Origin of the sequence: Myroides sp. (assembly GCF_032073645.1) — a bacterium.
Taxonomy (GTDB): Bacteria; Bacteroidota; Bacteroidia; order Flavobacteriales; family Flavobacteriaceae; genus Flavobacterium; species Flavobacterium odoratimimum.
Genome location: NZ_DAMANB010000028.1, coordinates 1 through 14,455 on the forward strand (window position 1 = coordinate 1; position 14,455 = coordinate 14,455).

The following is a 14,455-nucleotide window of genomic DNA, read 5'->3' on the forward strand; positions in this document are numbered from 1 at the left end:
CGACACAAATTTCTATAACCCTTCTTTATTTTACAAAAGTCAAGACGACTTCATTTAGCGTTTTATTACATAAATAATTTAAAGGGTATTAAATATACCACACAAGAGGATTATATCCTCTTTTTTTATTTTTATCAATCCATAATAAAACTTTTAAAAGGCTATTTAAAGTCAATTAAAGACTGAGCATACCAAGTTTTATTAATAGATAGTTTTCCTGGGACATTTGAGCTAAGATATTAAGCAAACAGCTTAATAAATAACTTATAAATGTCAAATTTTATGAAAACAAAAACATTTCAAAAATTAGTATTGTTAGGTCTAACATTACTTTTATCAAGCAATCTTTTTGCTCAAGGAAACGGAATAGCAGGTATCACAGAAGCTACCCAGATGGTTACTTCTTATTTTGATCCAGCCACTAAACTTATCTACGCTATTGGAGCTGTGGTTGGTCTTATTGGAGGGGTAAAGGTGTATAACAAATTCTCAAGTGGTGATCCCGATACAAGCAAGACAGCTGCAAGCTGGTTTGGAGCTTGTATCTTCTTAATTGTAGCGGCTACAATTCTAAGATCATTCTTCCTTTAAAAGATACTTATATGAAAAAGTATAGTATCAATAAAGGCATTGGAGCAAGCGCAGAGTTTAAAGGACTCAAGGCTCAGTACCTGTTTTATTTTGCAGGTGGACTATTAGGAAATCTAATTCTTGTTATGGTTTTGTATATGGCTGGGGTAAACAACAAAGTTTGTTTAGCCCTTGGTCTTGGACTATCGGGGTATCTTGTTTACAAAGTATTTTCATTAAATAAGAAATACGGCCAGTATGGTCTTATGAAACTTCAAGCCAGAAAGTACTTTCCAAGGTATATCATCTCAAGAAAAGATCTTAGAGGGTATTTAAGTAGAAACTTAAAACTAAGACACTATGAGAAATACAGCTAAGACAAATACATTAGAGCGGATGTTTCCAATTCTATCAGTGGAGAACAACTGTATTGTCTCAAAGCAAGGAGATATCACGGTTTGTTATAAAGTGATCTTACCTGAGATATTCACCATCTCAGATAAGGAGTATGAGACTATTCACAGCCTGTGGCATAAGGCTATAAAAACGCTTCCTGAGTTTACTGTGATTCACAAGCAGGATTGGTTTGTAAAGGAAAGTTACCACGCTGATTTTAAAGATGCAGAGCAAAGCTATCTAAGTAGAAGCTTTGAGAGGCATTTTAATGAGCGTCCCTATCTGAATCACAGTTGTTATTTGTTTATCACTAAGACCACTAAAGAGCGAATTAAAAGTCAAAGTAACTTCTGTTCACTTACAAGAGGAGAACTCATCCCTAAAGAGATTAGAGATAAAGACACTATTCAAAGCTTTTTAGAAGCGACTACACAATTAGAAAAGATAGTAAATGACAGTGGAATAATTCACTTAACTAAACTTACGGAAGAAGATATTATCGGCTCAGAAGATAAAAGCGGGCTCTTAGAGCAGTATTTAACGCTAAGTCCCAGTAAAAGAGGTAGTCTTCAAGATATAGCTATAAGTAGCGATAAGGTTAGAGTAGGAGATAATAATCTTTCTTTACATACCCTTTCAAACACAGAAGATCTTCCTAGTGAAGTATCGTGTTTATCAAGTTATGAAAAACTATCAACTGATAAAAGCAGTATGGCTTTATCGTTTGCAGCGCCTGTTGGACTCTTGCTTAATTGTAATCATATCTACAATCAGTATTTGTTTATAGAAGATAGTGATTACAATTTAAAACAGTTTGAAAAGTCGGCCAAGAATATGCACTCTCTTGCTAGATACAGTAGAGCGAATCAAATAAACAAGCAGTGGATAGAAGAGTATTTAAATGAAGCGCATAGTAAAGGTCTAATATCCATTAAAGCTCATTTTAATGTAATGGCATGGTCAGATAATTATAATGAGCTTAAACAGCTTAAAAATGACTGTGGAAGCGCAATCGCTTCTATGGAGTGCGTACCAAGACACAACACAGTGGACGTCCCCACACTTTACTGGGCAGGTATGCCAGGAAATAGCGCAGACTTTCCAAGTGAAGAGAGCTTTTATACTTTCATAGAACCTGCCTTATGCTTTTTTACAGGGGAGACCAATTATCAAAACTCACTATCTCCTTTTGGAATTAAAATGGCAGATAGACTAACTGGTAAACCGATTCATTTAGATATCTCCGACCTACCCATGAAAAAGGGAATTATCACCAACCGCAACAAGTTTATCTTGGGACCATCAGGGAGTGGTAAGAGTTTTTTTACCAATCATATGGTAAGACAGTATTATGAGCAAAACGCTCATGTACTCTTAGTTGATACAGGAAACTCCTACCAAGGCTTATGTGAATTAATTAAAGGCAAAACAAAAGGGGAGGATGGAGTATACTTCACCTATACCGAAGAAAACCCAATTGCGTTTAATCCTTTTTATACCGATGATGGGGTATTTGATATTGAAAAAAGAGAGAGTATTAAAACGCTCATTTTAACGCTTTGGAAGCGCGATGACCAGCCTCCCTCACGATCGGAAGAAGTTGCGCTTTCAAATGCTGTTAGTGGATACATCCAAAAACTTCAAAGCAGCGATATAAAACCAAGTTTCAATACTTTCTATCAGTACATCAAAACAGATTACAAAACTGAGTTAGAAGAGAAACAAGTTAGAGAAAAAGACTTTGACCTCTATAACTTTTTAAATGTACTTGAGCCTTACTACAAAGGCGGGGAGTATGACTATCTATTAAACTCAGAAAGTGAGCTTGACCTTTTAAACAAACGCTTTATCGTTTTTGAGATAGACTCAATCAAAGAGCACAAAATTCTTTTTCCCATTGTGACTATTATCATCATGGAAGTGTTTATAAATAAGATGAGGCGTCTTAAAGGACAGCGCAAGCTAATCTTAATTGAGGAGGCGTGGAAGGCCATTGCTAAAGAGGGGATGGCATCGTACATTAAATATCTTTTTAAGACCGTTAGAAAATTCTTTGGAGAGGCAATAGTAGTTACCCAAGAGGTAGATGATATTATCCAATCTCCGATTGTAAAGGAAAGTATTATCAATAACTCTGATTGTAAGATTCTACTTGACCAGCGCAAGTACATGAATAAGTTTGATGATATACAAGCGATGCTTGGCCTTACTGACAAAGAAAAAGCTCAGATACTTTCAATAAACCTAAACAACAATCCTAACCGCCTTTACAAAGAGGTATGGATTGGCCTAGGTGGAATGCAATCGGGAGTATATGCTACAGAAGTAAGCTACTCAGAATACTTAGCTTATACCACAGAAGAGACTGAAAAACTACAGGTAATGAACCTATCTAAAGAGCTTGATGGTAATCTAGAGATGGCTATAAAGCGTCTTGTACAAGAAAAACAGACTGAATAAGTAAATACGCTAACCCAACTTTTCTAAGGATAAAAAATAGTACTCAGTAGAGTAACCAATCAATTAAAACATAAAATATGAAAAAACTATTGCAGGTAGTTGTGGTAGCGATGCTACTAGTTCTACCAATAAAGAATTATGGGCAGTGGACAGTATATGATCCTGGAAATTTAGCCCAAGGTATTATAAATAGTGCTAATGAAATAAGGCAAACTTCTGCTACAGTTAGCAATGTAGTTAAAAACTTCAAGGAAGTAGAAAAAGTCTATAACCAGAGCAAGGAGTATTACGATAAACTCCAATCGGTTAATAACCTAGTTAAAGACGCTAGAAAGGTTCAACAGACAGTGCTTTTAGTAGGGGACGTTTCGGAGCTGTATGTCAAAAACTTTGGCAAGATGCTTAATGATCCAAACTTTTCCCCTCAGGAGCTTGTAGCTATTGCCAATGGATATTCCGTGCTTCTTCAAGAAAGCACAGAGCTTGTCAAAGAGCTTAAGCAGATTGTAAGTAGCTCAACCTTGTCTTTAAATGATAAAGAGCGCATGGATGTTATAGATAGAGTTTACAAAGAAGTAAAAGACTATCACAACCTTGTTAGTTACTATACAAGAAAAAATATTGGCATCAGCATCTTAAGGGCTAAAAAGAAAAATAATACCCAAAGGGTACTTGATTTATACGGTACTTCTAATCAAAAATACTGGTGAGTTATGGCTAGAGATAATCTTCATGAGGTTTTACAAAACCTCTATTACGATATGATGCCACTTACAAGTCAGATGGTATCTGTGGCTAAGAGTTTAGCAGGTCTTGGAGCGCTTTTTTATATCGGCATTAAAGTATGGCAAGCCTTAGCAAGAGCAGAAGCTATTGATGTGTATCCAATGCTTAGGCCATTTGCTTTGGGAATTTGTATTATGTTTTTTCCAACCCTTGTTCTAGGAACTTTAAACACGGTTTTAAGTCCTGTTGTAAAGGGAACGCATCAGATATTAGAAACCCAGGTTATAGATCTAACATCTTTACAAAAACAGAAAGATATTTTAGAAAAGGAGGCTATGCTTAGAAATCCTGAGGCTGCTTATTTAATTTCTGATGAGGCCTTTGATAAAAAACTTGATGAGCTTGGCTGGTCACCCTCGGATCTAGCCACTATGACAGGAATGTATTTAGAGAAATGGCAATATGATTTTCAAAAAAACCTAAGAGATGCCTTTAGAGAAATCTTAGAGATGATTTTTCAGGCTTCTGCTTTAATTATAGACACGATTCGGACCTTTTTTTTAATTGTGCTTTCTATACTAGGGCCAATTGCATTTGCCATTTCTATTTGGAGTGGTTTTGAATCTACGCTCTTACAGTGGCTCACGCGGTATATAAGCGTGTATCTCTGGCTTCCTGTAGCGGATTTATTTAGCGCAATGCTAGCTAGAATTCAATCCTTAATTCTTGAAAGAGATATGCTATTGCTTTCAGATCCAAGTTTTATCCCTGATACCTCAAACACGATATATGTGATTTTTATGATCATTGGCATTGTGGGATACTTTACAATTCCTACAGTGACAAGTTGGATTATTCAAGCCAGTGGAGGCTCGGGCTTTCTTCGTAATGTAAATCAATCTGCGCTTAAAACAGGTAATATTAGCTCGGCGGCAGTTGGGGCTACCTCGGGAAATATAACAGGTAGACTAATTAAATAATTTAAACACTTTAAACATGGAATTTAAATCACTTCGAAATATAGAAAATAGTTTTGTGCAGATTCGGCTCTACGCTATTGTATTTGCAGTTGTTTGCCTTATAGTAGTAGGATTCGCTATTTACAAAAGCTATGATTTTGCTAAAGAGCAACGAGAGAAGATCTATGTGCTTGATAAAGGTAAATCACTTATGCTAGCTCTGTCTCAAGACGCAAGTATAAATAGGCCAGTAGAGGCAAGAGAGCACGTAAGGCGCTTTCACGAGCTGTTCTTTACTCTCTCACCTGAAAAATCAGCCATTGAGGGTAATATGCAAAGAGCGTTTAATCTATCTGATAAAACCGCCTTTGACTATTATAAAGACTTACTTGAAAAAGGATATTACAGCAGAGTCATTTCAGGAAATATTCAGCAACGAATTGAGGTGGATAGTATTAAAATAGATTTTAACACCTATCCCTATAAGACGCTAACCTATGCAACGCAGTATATCATACGATCTAGTAACCTAACTAAAAGAAATCTTGTTACAAGTAGTCAGCTTATCTCAGCTGTACGGTCTGATAATAACCCGCAAGGATTTATTATCGAAAAGTTTACAGTTGTAGAGAACAAAGACTTAGAAGTTGTTAAACGTTAAAAAAACAAGATTATGAAGAAGCTACAACTTTTAAGACATAGTTATTTAAGTAAACTACAAGCTTACTGGAATAACCTCTCTATAAAAAGACAACGAGTTTTATTACTTACCGCTTTTACTCTTTACACATTAGTTTGTCTTTTTATTGTAAAGACAAGTTTTAGCTCTAAAATAAAGCAGGCAATAAGTAGGGAGGATCAGAGTAATATAAAACCAGTTAAGTATTTGCTTAAAAGGCAAAAGATAGAATCACACTCAATTATTAAACTAAAATATTATGAATCAAGATCAGTTATCAAATAAAACCCACCAGATAGAGAAAGTACCCAAAGAAAAAAAGGCAATTCAAAATCTTATAGAAAAACACAAAAAGCACATAGTCTTTGCTTTAATGGGCATTGTCTTTTTAGGGGTAATGTACCTTTTGTTTAAACCCGAAGAAAAGGAGTTAATCTCTCATAATGATTCTGTTCCTGAGGCGATAACCAAGGGGATGCCAACAGATAAAGTAAAAGCTTATGAAAAAGAGCTATGGGAACAGAAAAAGCAAGAAAATGAAAATCAGATTCACTCCTTAGCAGACTATTGGAATGATTCGCAAGAGGAGTCTAATAATACTTACAATCACAAGGATTATAATGCGGAACCTACTTACACTCCTTATGAGAGGTCTTACGAGAACTACAAACAAAGCCAAGATGTACTTGGTAGTTTTTACAGTAGTAGTACTGAAAATTCTGAAACCGAAAATCTTAAAAAGCAAATACAAGAGCTAGAGAAACAATTAGAAGAAAAAGACACTCCAACACCTATTACTATGGATAATCAATTAGAACTTATGGAAAAGTCTTTTCAGATGGCAGCAAAGTATTTGCCAGGAGGTCAAAATCAAACTGAATTACCGTCTTCAAATAAGACTACAAACGCTAAAACAATTTCAAGTAAAAAACAGGTCATAACAATGCTTGATAAAACAAGTAAAGAGATTGTATCTTCACTGGTAAAACCAACAAGTTTACTAGATTTTTTACCTATTAATCCTAAATCAAATCAAACCTTTTATACAGCAGAAGGAGAACGTAAAACCCAGAACCATAAAAACAGTATAAGGGTAAGTATTAAAGAAAATCAGGTTATTATAAACGAAGGTTACATCAAACTAAGACTCTTAGAAAGAATCGTAATAAATGGGGCTCTGTTACCTGAATCAAGTACACTGATTGCTAAGGTAAAGGTAAACAGTGGCAGGTTAGAGCTTATTGTAAATTCTATTAAGATAGAAGAGACCATCATAGAAACAGAGCTTATCGGCTATGATAATTATGGGCAAAGAGGCTTAGAGGTATTAGACCTTCAAGAAATAAGCGCCTCAAAAGAAATCATTGCCAATATGGGACAAACAGCAGGAACGAGTATATCTATGAGTAGATCTGCTTCAGATCAAATTGCTTCAGATCTAACTAAAGGACTTATTCAAGGAGTATCTGGTTACTTTTCAAAGAAAGTAAAAGCCCAAAGAGTAACCCTAAAACAAGGACAAGAACTGTTTCTTGTACCGAAAGAATAACATTTAATAACCAAGTAAAACAAATCATTATGAAAACAATCATTAAATATATGTTACTATGCTTATTAGCAGTAAACACAGTAACTTCCCAAAATTATACCAAGTCTATCAATTTATCAAATGCTGAGGTAACTCCTTATGAGGTAGAACTAACCCAAAACAAAACTACTCATATCTTGTTTCCAAGTAGTGTTGAATACGTAGATTTAGGAAGTAGTGACATAATAGCAAGCAAAGTAGAGGTTACATCAAATGTACTTCGTTTAAAAACGATTACAGAATATATTTCACCTACAAACTTTACTGTAATTACAAACGATGGTAAATACTATAGTTTTTGTGCTACTTACAATGAAGAGCCAACACAACTGAGCTATGACTTAACCAAGTTTGAAAATCAAAACAGTAAACAGCAAAGCGAAGTTCTATTTAAAGACTTAGGGGACACCAGTCCAACTCTAGCAGATCTTTTTATGAAAGCAATCATCAAAAGAAACAAGAAAGAGCTAAATATTAAAAGCAAAAGCTACGGGGTAGAAGCAAGGCTGAAAAGTATCTACACTCAAGATGGTAAACTCTACTTTCATCTTTCTATTAACAATAAAAGCAATCTACCCTATGAAGTTGACTATATTAGTTTTAGAATCAAAGACAGAAGGACCTCTAAACGAACCACTATTCAAGAAATGAGTTTAAAGCCCATTAGAAGCTATAGTGATGCTCAAACTATTAATATTCAAAGTAAACAAGACAATGTATTTATGTTAGATCAGTTTACCCTATCAGATAAACAAATGCTTTTAATTGAAATTAATGAGAAGAATGGAGTGAGAAATCAAAAAATAAGAGTGCTAAAACATAATGTATTAAGCAGTAAACAGATTGAATTGTTAAGAATATAGTTTTATACATAGTATAATATTTTATTTAAGTATAGAAAACCACCGCCTTTGGCGGTGGTGATGTTTTATAGGCTATGCCTTTTATAGGTTTGTACTATAAAACATTTAAACAGTGAGTAAATATAGAAAATTAACGCATGTATATTACAAATGTGATTATCACATAGTTTTTACACCCAAGTATCGCTTCCAAATTTTGGAAGGAATGGTAAAAAGTTTGATAGAATATGATATTCAATTGATTAGTAGTTGGAAAGGTGTTCAAATACAAGAAATGAATATTCAGAAAGATCATATTCATTTAGTATGTTCGATTCCCCCCAAAGTATCTATCAGTGAATTTATGGGAATTCTTAAAGGTAAACTAGCTATAAAACTCTTCAAAACATATCCAACATTAAAACAGAAGCCATATTGGGGTAATCATTTTTGGTCTCGTGGATATTTTGTTAGTACAGTAGGATTGGACGAAGATATGATAAAACGATATGTCAAGTATCAAGAACATAACGATAATCAATCGTAATGCCCCTTTGGGGCTAATCTGAAAAACAAAGCCACCATTTTTAATGGTGGTTTTTTACTAGATCTTAAGAGAATTTAAAGTGGGGCTATCTTATAAAGACTAGTCCCACTTTGTTTTTTTTAACTTTGTATGGATGATTCTTATTCCTGATCTTCAACTGATTATTTTAGTTTACCTTAAGAATATAATATAAGTTTTTCCTAAGTACACGACAAAAATCTAAAGCAATTGATATTTAGAGGATTGTACTTATTTTTAGACAGCAATAATCTTGATAAGTAGTCAAGTCCAAGTTTAAATACACTCATAAGCCTATTGCCATGATTCTTGATTGTGATAGGCTTAATAGTATCAATATCCTAGCATTCATAGGGGGGTAACCTTGTTTTTTTGCACAACACTTTTTTAAAGTATTTTAAAGGAAAATCAACGGATGGGTTTTAACAGATAAATGAGAAAATATTGTTGTTTTGGTTGAATAATTCACAATAAAAACGGAAGTGAATTTTTCGATTTGGACAGGTTATTTTCGATTTCAATTGCCACAAGAATACTTTTTTTGTCCTGAGATAAATGAGTGTTGTATATTTATTTTCTAGTATTTTCTTCCTGATTAACCTTTTCTCTACAATGCAATCTGTTTCAACTTTTTAGTAAAGATTGTTTTATATTCTTCTTTGTACTCATCAGTTAAAAAGCTTCGATCTATTAAGTCATATACTTTATTAGCTTGCTTAGAGAAATCTTTATAGATATTATTCCTTACAATTGCTGTAATACCTAAACTCATTGCAAGTTCATCAAAGTTTACTTGTTTAATCTTTTTCTTACGACCACTTAGGGTTAGTGCTAAATCTTCTTTTTCATCAGGAAAGACTAAATTCAGATTTAAAAGGTCATACGCTGGAGAAAATAAGATACCCTTATCTGTGTGCATTAAAGAGAAGTTCTTTAGGTGCATGTCGTTATTACCTGTTATAAAGCTAAACAAGACAAGTCTAAAGTATTTGATTGTATCTAAGCCCGAATTGGTAGCGTATCGTTTAATGATCTTCCCTACACGCTCATAGGAGCTTTTGTATTTTTGTTCAGTTAACAATTCTGATAACTGACATAAATCTTCTACATGAATTTTTTTGTTTTTCACTCGATCAAAACGCTTGGTAATATAAGCCAGCTCACCGGTAGAGGTGCGAATCAAAGCATGTTGTGCGGTTTCAATTTTAAATAGCTTAGCTAGGTGCATGGTCAAGTCTTCTACTTGTGGCATAAAAGCAAAATTAGGAGATTGAGGCTTGAGGATATAATCCCCCCATAAACTGACTAAGGTTAATCGTTTACTACCGTTTTCACTGTTTAAACTTAAGGATATCTTAGGTTGTACCCCTGTTAACGCTAATCGTTCGTTTACCGTTATTTGTGCTAACTTATCTAATTTTTCTTTATCTAATTCTAATATAGGAACTTTTGTAGTGCCAAAGAACTTCTTCGAACAAGTAGTATGATATTCGCCTGTTTCAACAGGCTTATAACAAAATAAACAGTTATTCATGATTTGCCGCCTCCATCGGATAAACTGAGACCGCTCCAATAGTGTCTCTACATAAGTTGATTAATAATTCAAATCGATCTCGGGGATTGAGCTTCCAATGTTTTTCTCCGATATCTAATAGCCATCCTTCAGGAATTAACCCATCGAAAAAAGGAAAGAGTACATTGCTATGATAGGTTTCTTCAGATAGGGGGAGCGTTAGGCTAATTGGATGCGGATGAGGTGTTCTTAGATAATCTTGATTATAGTAAAAGGAATATCCATCATCTCCTTCCAGGAGATAACCAGCTAACTGATCTTGAAAGTATATTTTTGCTTGTCGTGCCATTATTCTCTAGTTTGATCAATTACACCAACTTCTTTACCAAATAAAGCTAACACATCGTTTACTTTGTCTAAACGGAGTGTTTTTTTACCTTGTTCTAAATCACGTACAAAACGCAAGCCTACACCAGCATTTAGGGCTAAATCTTCTTGCGTAAGCTTTAATTCTTTTCGCTTTTGCTTTACAAATACTTGTATTGAATCCATATCTATACCTTTTCAGGTATAAATATACATAAAAAATGGAATAATACCCCTTCGGGTATAGTTTGTGTGAGATTCAATATTTTATACCCGATAGGTGGTATTTTATGAATTAAATAAAGCGTTTTTTCCTTCAAATGGTCTATTTAGATACTAATCCTATTACTTTTTTAGGAATTGTCCACGATTATTCAAATAACAACAAAGGCTTTACTGTTTGGAAAGGCTTATTAGAAGGGTGATTGACCTGCGGAAGGATTTGATTAAATTTGTGACAAATGTAAATCTTTTTTTATGAATGAATCTATTAGTAATCAGATAGTAGATAAGATTTCTAAATCTAAGCGTGGAGAAATTTTTTTCGCTATTGATTTTGTTAAATATGGTACAGCTGACAATATTTGACAAATACTCTCTCGTTTAGAAAAAGAAAACCTTATTGAACGATTAACCCATGGTATTTATATAAAACCAAAGCAAGATTCTTTATTAGGAACAATTTATCCTAGTATAGAGGAAATTGAAAATGAGATTGCAAAAAGAGATAAGGTGCCTATAGCGCCAACTGGTGTATTAGCGTTGTATCTATTAGGATTAACAACCCAGATCCCCTTAAAGACTGTTTATTTGACTAAAGGATCTCAAAGAGAAATTAAGGTTGGAAATAGGAAGATTAATTTTAAGAGAACTGTCCCTAAAAACCTTATGATAAAAGATGATCTGTTACATTTAGTAGTACAGGCTTTTAAAGAGAAGGGGCAAAGAGAAATTACGGATTCTTTTTTAAATGCGATTAAATTAGCTGTTGATAAAATAGATCAACAAGTGGTAGAATCTCAATTGAAATTTGCTCCGGTTTGGATTCAAAAAGAAATTAAAAAACTTTATTATAAACAGGAGTATGTGGATTAATTTATCTGAAGAACAAAGAGTTGCTGTACTAAAAAAAGCTGAAGTTGTTTATGGACTACCAGCTTTTGTAATAGAGAAAGATTGGTGGGTTTGTATTCTTTTAAAGGCAATATTTCAATCTAAGTATGCAGATTCTATTATATTTAAAGGAGGAACTTCTCTGAGTAAGGGCTTATAATTTAATACAGTGATTTTCAGAAGATATTGATTTGATTATTGACCAGCGTTTGCTGGGGTTTGGTAAGCTTGATTCTAAAACACAAATTAAAAAACTTAGAAAAGCTTCTGGAGGATTTATTATTAATGAATTTAGAGAAGAGTTAATACATCAATTAACTGAGTTGGGAGTAGATCCGAATTTATATGAAATTAAGCACACAGCACGTCAATGTAGAGACGATTTATCAACCGTGTCACACAGATAACATCCACAATCATATAGGCGTAAGGTGTTACGCCCATATGATTGTGTGCTGATCACATCCGTAAACAACAAAAGCACAAAAAAATTAATACAATAATCCAAATTGCCATAAAGGAATAACATTCAGAAAGCCAGTTTCTATATCATCTTTTACAACATAACTGTTCTCAATATTTTTAATTTGTTTTTGGCTTTTGTTTTTGCCTCCTATTTCAAAGGTTATATTCTCAATTAAGAAATCTGAGTCAGCAGAAGATATAACATTATGTTTTACTCGTGTCTGATTTAAGAAGAATGTTTCACGAATATTTCCAATATTTGAAGAATCACTTGCTAGGTTGTAAATCAAATTGGTATTGTCTAGATAGATTTTATCTACCTTGCCTAATCCTCTAATTCCCCCAGTATTGTTACGTAGTTGAGTGATTAGCCCAGCTTCTTCAATGTATAGACAATAGTCAGCAATATTATTTCTACTTACAGATAGCATTTCAGCTATTTTACTCATATTAGGTTTAAAAGGAACACTTTGAGAAACGATAGCTAATAATTGTTTTAATTTTCTACCTGTAGCCACATTCATATTAGCATACATTGGAATATCATTCTCTAAAGTCTGATTAATTATCTGAGCCAAACGAATATCAAAGTCTTGTTCTAAGGCAAAAGGATAATAACCTTTCTTTAAGTAATCAGTATAGTATAATAAAGGCCTTTCTATCTCTGGAATATTAACCTTATGCTGTAGTACTTCTTGTAATGTGTATGTTTTAGCAGAAATGTTATGAAATAGTTTCAGATACTCTCGAAAAGACAAACCTTGCATATTATAGATAATAGCTCTACGACTTAAATCAGAAGCTCCCTTTTTAATATCAAGTACAGATGAGCCCGTAAATACAACTTTTAAATTTTTATGGTAATCATAAATCAGTTTGAGGTCTTTTGCCCAATCAGGGTATTTATGAATTTCATCAATAAATAAATACTTGCCTCCAAACTTGACAAAGGTATCAACTAACTCAATGATTTTATTATCCACAAAATAAAAGTCCTCTGCGGTAATGTAAAGTGTTTCTGTAGGACTTAAATTCTGTTTGATATATTGCAGGACAAGAGTAGTCTTACCTACACCACGGGGACCAATTAGACCTATCATTCGATTTTCCCAATTGATTTGATTATATATGTAGCGAAAGAAATCTGTGTTAGCCTCATTGATTAACTTGTTTGAATACTCAAATAACCGTTCCATACTGTTTATTTTATTACAAATATAAGTATAAATGCACTCACATAGTGCGTTTATTTTAAATAAATGCACTATGTGAGTGCTGTTTTATCTTTTTTTGTTGTTACGGATTGTAAATCTGAGCCATCGGGAGTTAATTGAGCCTTGAAAAGCGATAAGTAAATAATCGAGTAAGAGGCTGAAGATTATTTCTTCAGCCTCCTACTCGATTATATTCTTTAGGAGATTTATTTCCTAATACTTTATGAGGATGATTAAAATTATAATTCTCTCTCTATTTATTAGCCAATCTTTGTAATTGGTATATATCATTGAAGTAAAAAGCATGATGTTAACCCTTATCAATGGCTTAAATATGTTCTTGAAAATATTCAATCCATCAACCACAAGAATATTACAGACCTATATCCGCATAATTATAAGAAGTTAATTACAGACTCAGTAGAATGATTTTTAGACTGCACAAGGTGTACTTGCTTAGGTGGATCCTTTTTATGCCTTTTTTAAACGTTTAGGACGCTATTTATTGCACAATATTTAACGCATAAACTGATTTTTGTTTGGTTTATGCGTTTTTTTTGTACATTAGCTATATAGTGAAAGTAACATTTCTCATTGTATAGAATATAATTCATTAATAGGATTATTTGTACTTTATGAACGATATAATAGACATTACTGCTTTATCAGATAAAGCTATTTTACAAAAACTAGGATTTTTTATTCAGCAAACGCGAATCAAAGAAAATCTGACGCAAGAAGACTTAGCCCAACAAGCGGCTATTAGTCGTACTACCTTGAGTTTGCTAGAGCGTGGTGAAAATATTTCGTTGATTAATCTCATCAAAATCTTACGTATTTTAAATGCTTTGTATGTTTTAAATAGTTTTGATGTGCTAGAAGAACTCAGCCCAATAGAATTAGCTAAAGGCGAAAAGCAAAAACGACAAAGAGCATCAAAAGCACCTAACCAACAACAAGACAATTCAGATTTAGGATGGTAACAACTGCATTTATTAA

Annotated in this window: 18 protein-coding genes and 1 pseudogene; 15 read left to right on the plus strand and 4 right to left on the minus strand. The window is 33.4% G+C overall.

Going from position 1 to position 14,455, the window contains the following annotated elements:
• Positions 1 to 282: 282 nt before the first annotated feature.
• The 10 genes from RT228_RS16200 (at position 283) to tnpA (ending at position 8,767) form a co-directional block, all read left to right on the plus strand.
• Positions 283 to 591 (plus strand): DUF4134 domain-containing protein, encoded by a 309-nt coding sequence (locus RT228_RS16200; protein WP_036496719.1) that lies wholly within the window; start codon positions 283 to 285, stop codon positions 589 to 591.
• 11 nt (positions 592 to 602) lie between these two features.
• A complete protein-coding gene (locus RT228_RS16205) occupies positions 603 to 947 on the plus strand; it encodes a DUF4133 domain-containing protein (RefSeq protein WP_006258126.1) in 345 nt (114 codons plus the stop codon).
• Positions 931 to 3,426: a TraG family conjugative transposon ATPase gene (locus RT228_RS16210; RefSeq protein ID WP_058699843.1), complete on the plus strand. Its 2,496-nt coding sequence runs from the start codon at positions 931 to 933 to the stop codon at positions 3,424 to 3,426. Before RT228_RS16205 ends, RT228_RS16210 begins: the two co-directional genes overlap by 17 nt.
• Positions 3,427 to 3,503: 77 nt before the next feature.
• Positions 3,504 to 4,136 carry a DUF4141 domain-containing protein gene (locus tag RT228_RS16215; protein WP_058699844.1) on the plus strand — a complete coding sequence of 211 codons (633 nt, stop codon included), beginning with the start codon at positions 3,504 to 3,506 and terminating at the stop codon, positions 4,134 to 4,136.
• Between the two features lie 3 nt (positions 4,137 to 4,139).
• The gene (gene traJ, locus RT228_RS16220; RefSeq protein ID WP_006258123.1) at positions 4,140 to 5,132 is read left to right on the plus strand and encodes a conjugative transposon protein TraJ; all 993 of its coding nucleotides are present in this window, start codon (positions 4,140 to 4,142) and stop codon (positions 5,130 to 5,132) included.
• A 16-nt stretch (positions 5,133 to 5,148) separates the two neighbouring features.
• Positions 5,149 to 5,772 (plus strand): conjugative transposon protein TraK, encoded by a 624-nt coding sequence (traK, locus tag RT228_RS16225; protein WP_006258122.1) that lies wholly within the window; start codon positions 5,149 to 5,151, stop codon positions 5,770 to 5,772.
• 12 nt (positions 5,773 to 5,784) lie between these two features.
• Positions 5,785 to 6,075: a hypothetical protein gene (locus RT228_RS16230; protein ID WP_006258121.1), complete on the plus strand. Its 291-nt coding sequence runs from the start codon at positions 5,785 to 5,787 to the stop codon at positions 6,073 to 6,075.
• On the plus strand, positions 6,050 to 7,339 hold the full coding sequence (gene traM, locus RT228_RS16235; protein WP_006258120.1) for a conjugative transposon protein TraM: 1,290 nt from the start codon (positions 6,050 to 6,052) through the stop codon (positions 7,337 to 7,339). The genes RT228_RS16230 and traM overlap by 26 nt, the downstream gene beginning before the upstream one ends.
• 29 nt (positions 7,340 to 7,368) lie before the next feature.
• Complete coding sequence (traN, locus tag RT228_RS16240; protein ID WP_006258119.1) at positions 7,369 to 8,241, plus strand: conjugative transposon protein TraN; 873 nt, start codon at positions 7,369 to 7,371, stop codon at positions 8,239 to 8,241.
• A gap of 112 nt (positions 8,242 to 8,353) precedes the next feature.
• The gene (gene tnpA / locus RT228_RS16245) at positions 8,354 to 8,767 is read left to right on the plus strand and encodes an IS200/IS605 family transposase (protein WP_006261444.1); all 414 of its coding nucleotides are present in this window, start codon (positions 8,354 to 8,356) and stop codon (positions 8,765 to 8,767) included.
• Positions 8,768 to 9,392: 625 nt separating this feature from the next.
• Here the strand turns inward: tnpA and RT228_RS16250 are convergent.
• From RT228_RS16250 to RT228_RS16260, 3 genes are read right to left on the minus strand one after another with little or no spacing between them, the layout of a single operon-like run.
• Entirely contained in the window at positions 9,393 to 10,319 is a 927-nt protein-coding gene (locus RT228_RS16250) for a HipA domain-containing protein (protein WP_286399660.1), read from the minus strand.
• Positions 10,312 to 10,647, minus strand: a complete 336-nt coding sequence (locus tag RT228_RS16255) for a HipA N-terminal domain-containing protein (RefSeq protein WP_182650162.1) — start codon at positions 10,645 to 10,647, stop codon at positions 10,312 to 10,314. Before RT228_RS16255 ends, RT228_RS16250 begins: the two co-directional genes overlap by 8 nt.
• The gene (locus tag RT228_RS16260) at positions 10,647 to 10,850 is read right to left on the minus strand and encodes a type II toxin-antitoxin system Y4mF family antitoxin (RefSeq protein WP_002992043.1); all 204 of its coding nucleotides are present in this window, start codon (positions 10,848 to 10,850) and stop codon (positions 10,647 to 10,649) included. Before RT228_RS16260 ends, RT228_RS16255 begins: the two co-directional genes overlap by 1 nt.
• Before the next feature lie 405 nt (positions 10,851 to 11,255).
• Here RT228_RS16260 and RT228_RS16265 point away from each other — a divergent pair, with 405 nt between their 5' ends.
• The 3 genes from RT228_RS16265 to RT228_RS16275 are packed head-to-tail and all read left to right on the plus strand — an operon-like array spanning position 11,256 to position 12,184.
• Entirely contained in the window at positions 11,256 to 11,759 is a 504-nt protein-coding gene (locus tag RT228_RS16265) for a DUF6088 family protein (RefSeq protein ID WP_262491722.1), read from the plus strand.
• Positions 11,749 to 11,937 carry a nucleotidyl transferase AbiEii/AbiGii toxin family protein gene (locus RT228_RS16270; protein WP_006258113.1) on the plus strand — a complete coding sequence of 63 codons (189 nt, stop codon included), beginning with the start codon at positions 11,749 to 11,751 and terminating at the stop codon, positions 11,935 to 11,937. Before RT228_RS16265 ends, RT228_RS16270 begins: the two co-directional genes overlap by 11 nt.
• Positions 11,938 to 11,968: 31 nt before the next feature.
• Complete coding sequence (locus RT228_RS16275; protein ID WP_225581824.1) at positions 11,969 to 12,184, plus strand: hypothetical protein; 216 nt, start codon at positions 11,969 to 11,971, stop codon at positions 12,182 to 12,184.
• Between the two features lie 84 nt (positions 12,185 to 12,268).
• Here RT228_RS16275 and RT228_RS16280 read toward each other — a convergent pair whose 3' ends face one another.
• The gene (locus tag RT228_RS16280) at positions 12,269 to 13,438 is read right to left on the minus strand and encodes an AAA family ATPase (protein ID WP_313138831.1); all 1,170 of its coding nucleotides are present in this window, start codon (positions 13,436 to 13,438) and stop codon (positions 12,269 to 12,271) included.
• 315 nt (positions 13,439 to 13,753) lie between these two features.
• On the opposite strand from RT228_RS16280, the pseudogene RT228_RS16285 reads away from it, so the two are divergent.
• Positions 13,754 to 13,885, plus strand: a pseudogene (locus tag RT228_RS16285) (transposase domain-containing protein); the annotation flags it as partial.
• A 206-nt stretch (positions 13,886 to 14,091) separates the two neighbouring features.
• The gene (locus RT228_RS16290) at positions 14,092 to 14,439 is read left to right on the plus strand and encodes a helix-turn-helix transcriptional regulator (protein WP_006261442.1); all 348 of its coding nucleotides are present in this window, start codon (positions 14,092 to 14,094) and stop codon (positions 14,437 to 14,439) included.
• The last annotated feature ends 16 nt before the right edge of the window (positions 14,440 to 14,455 follow it).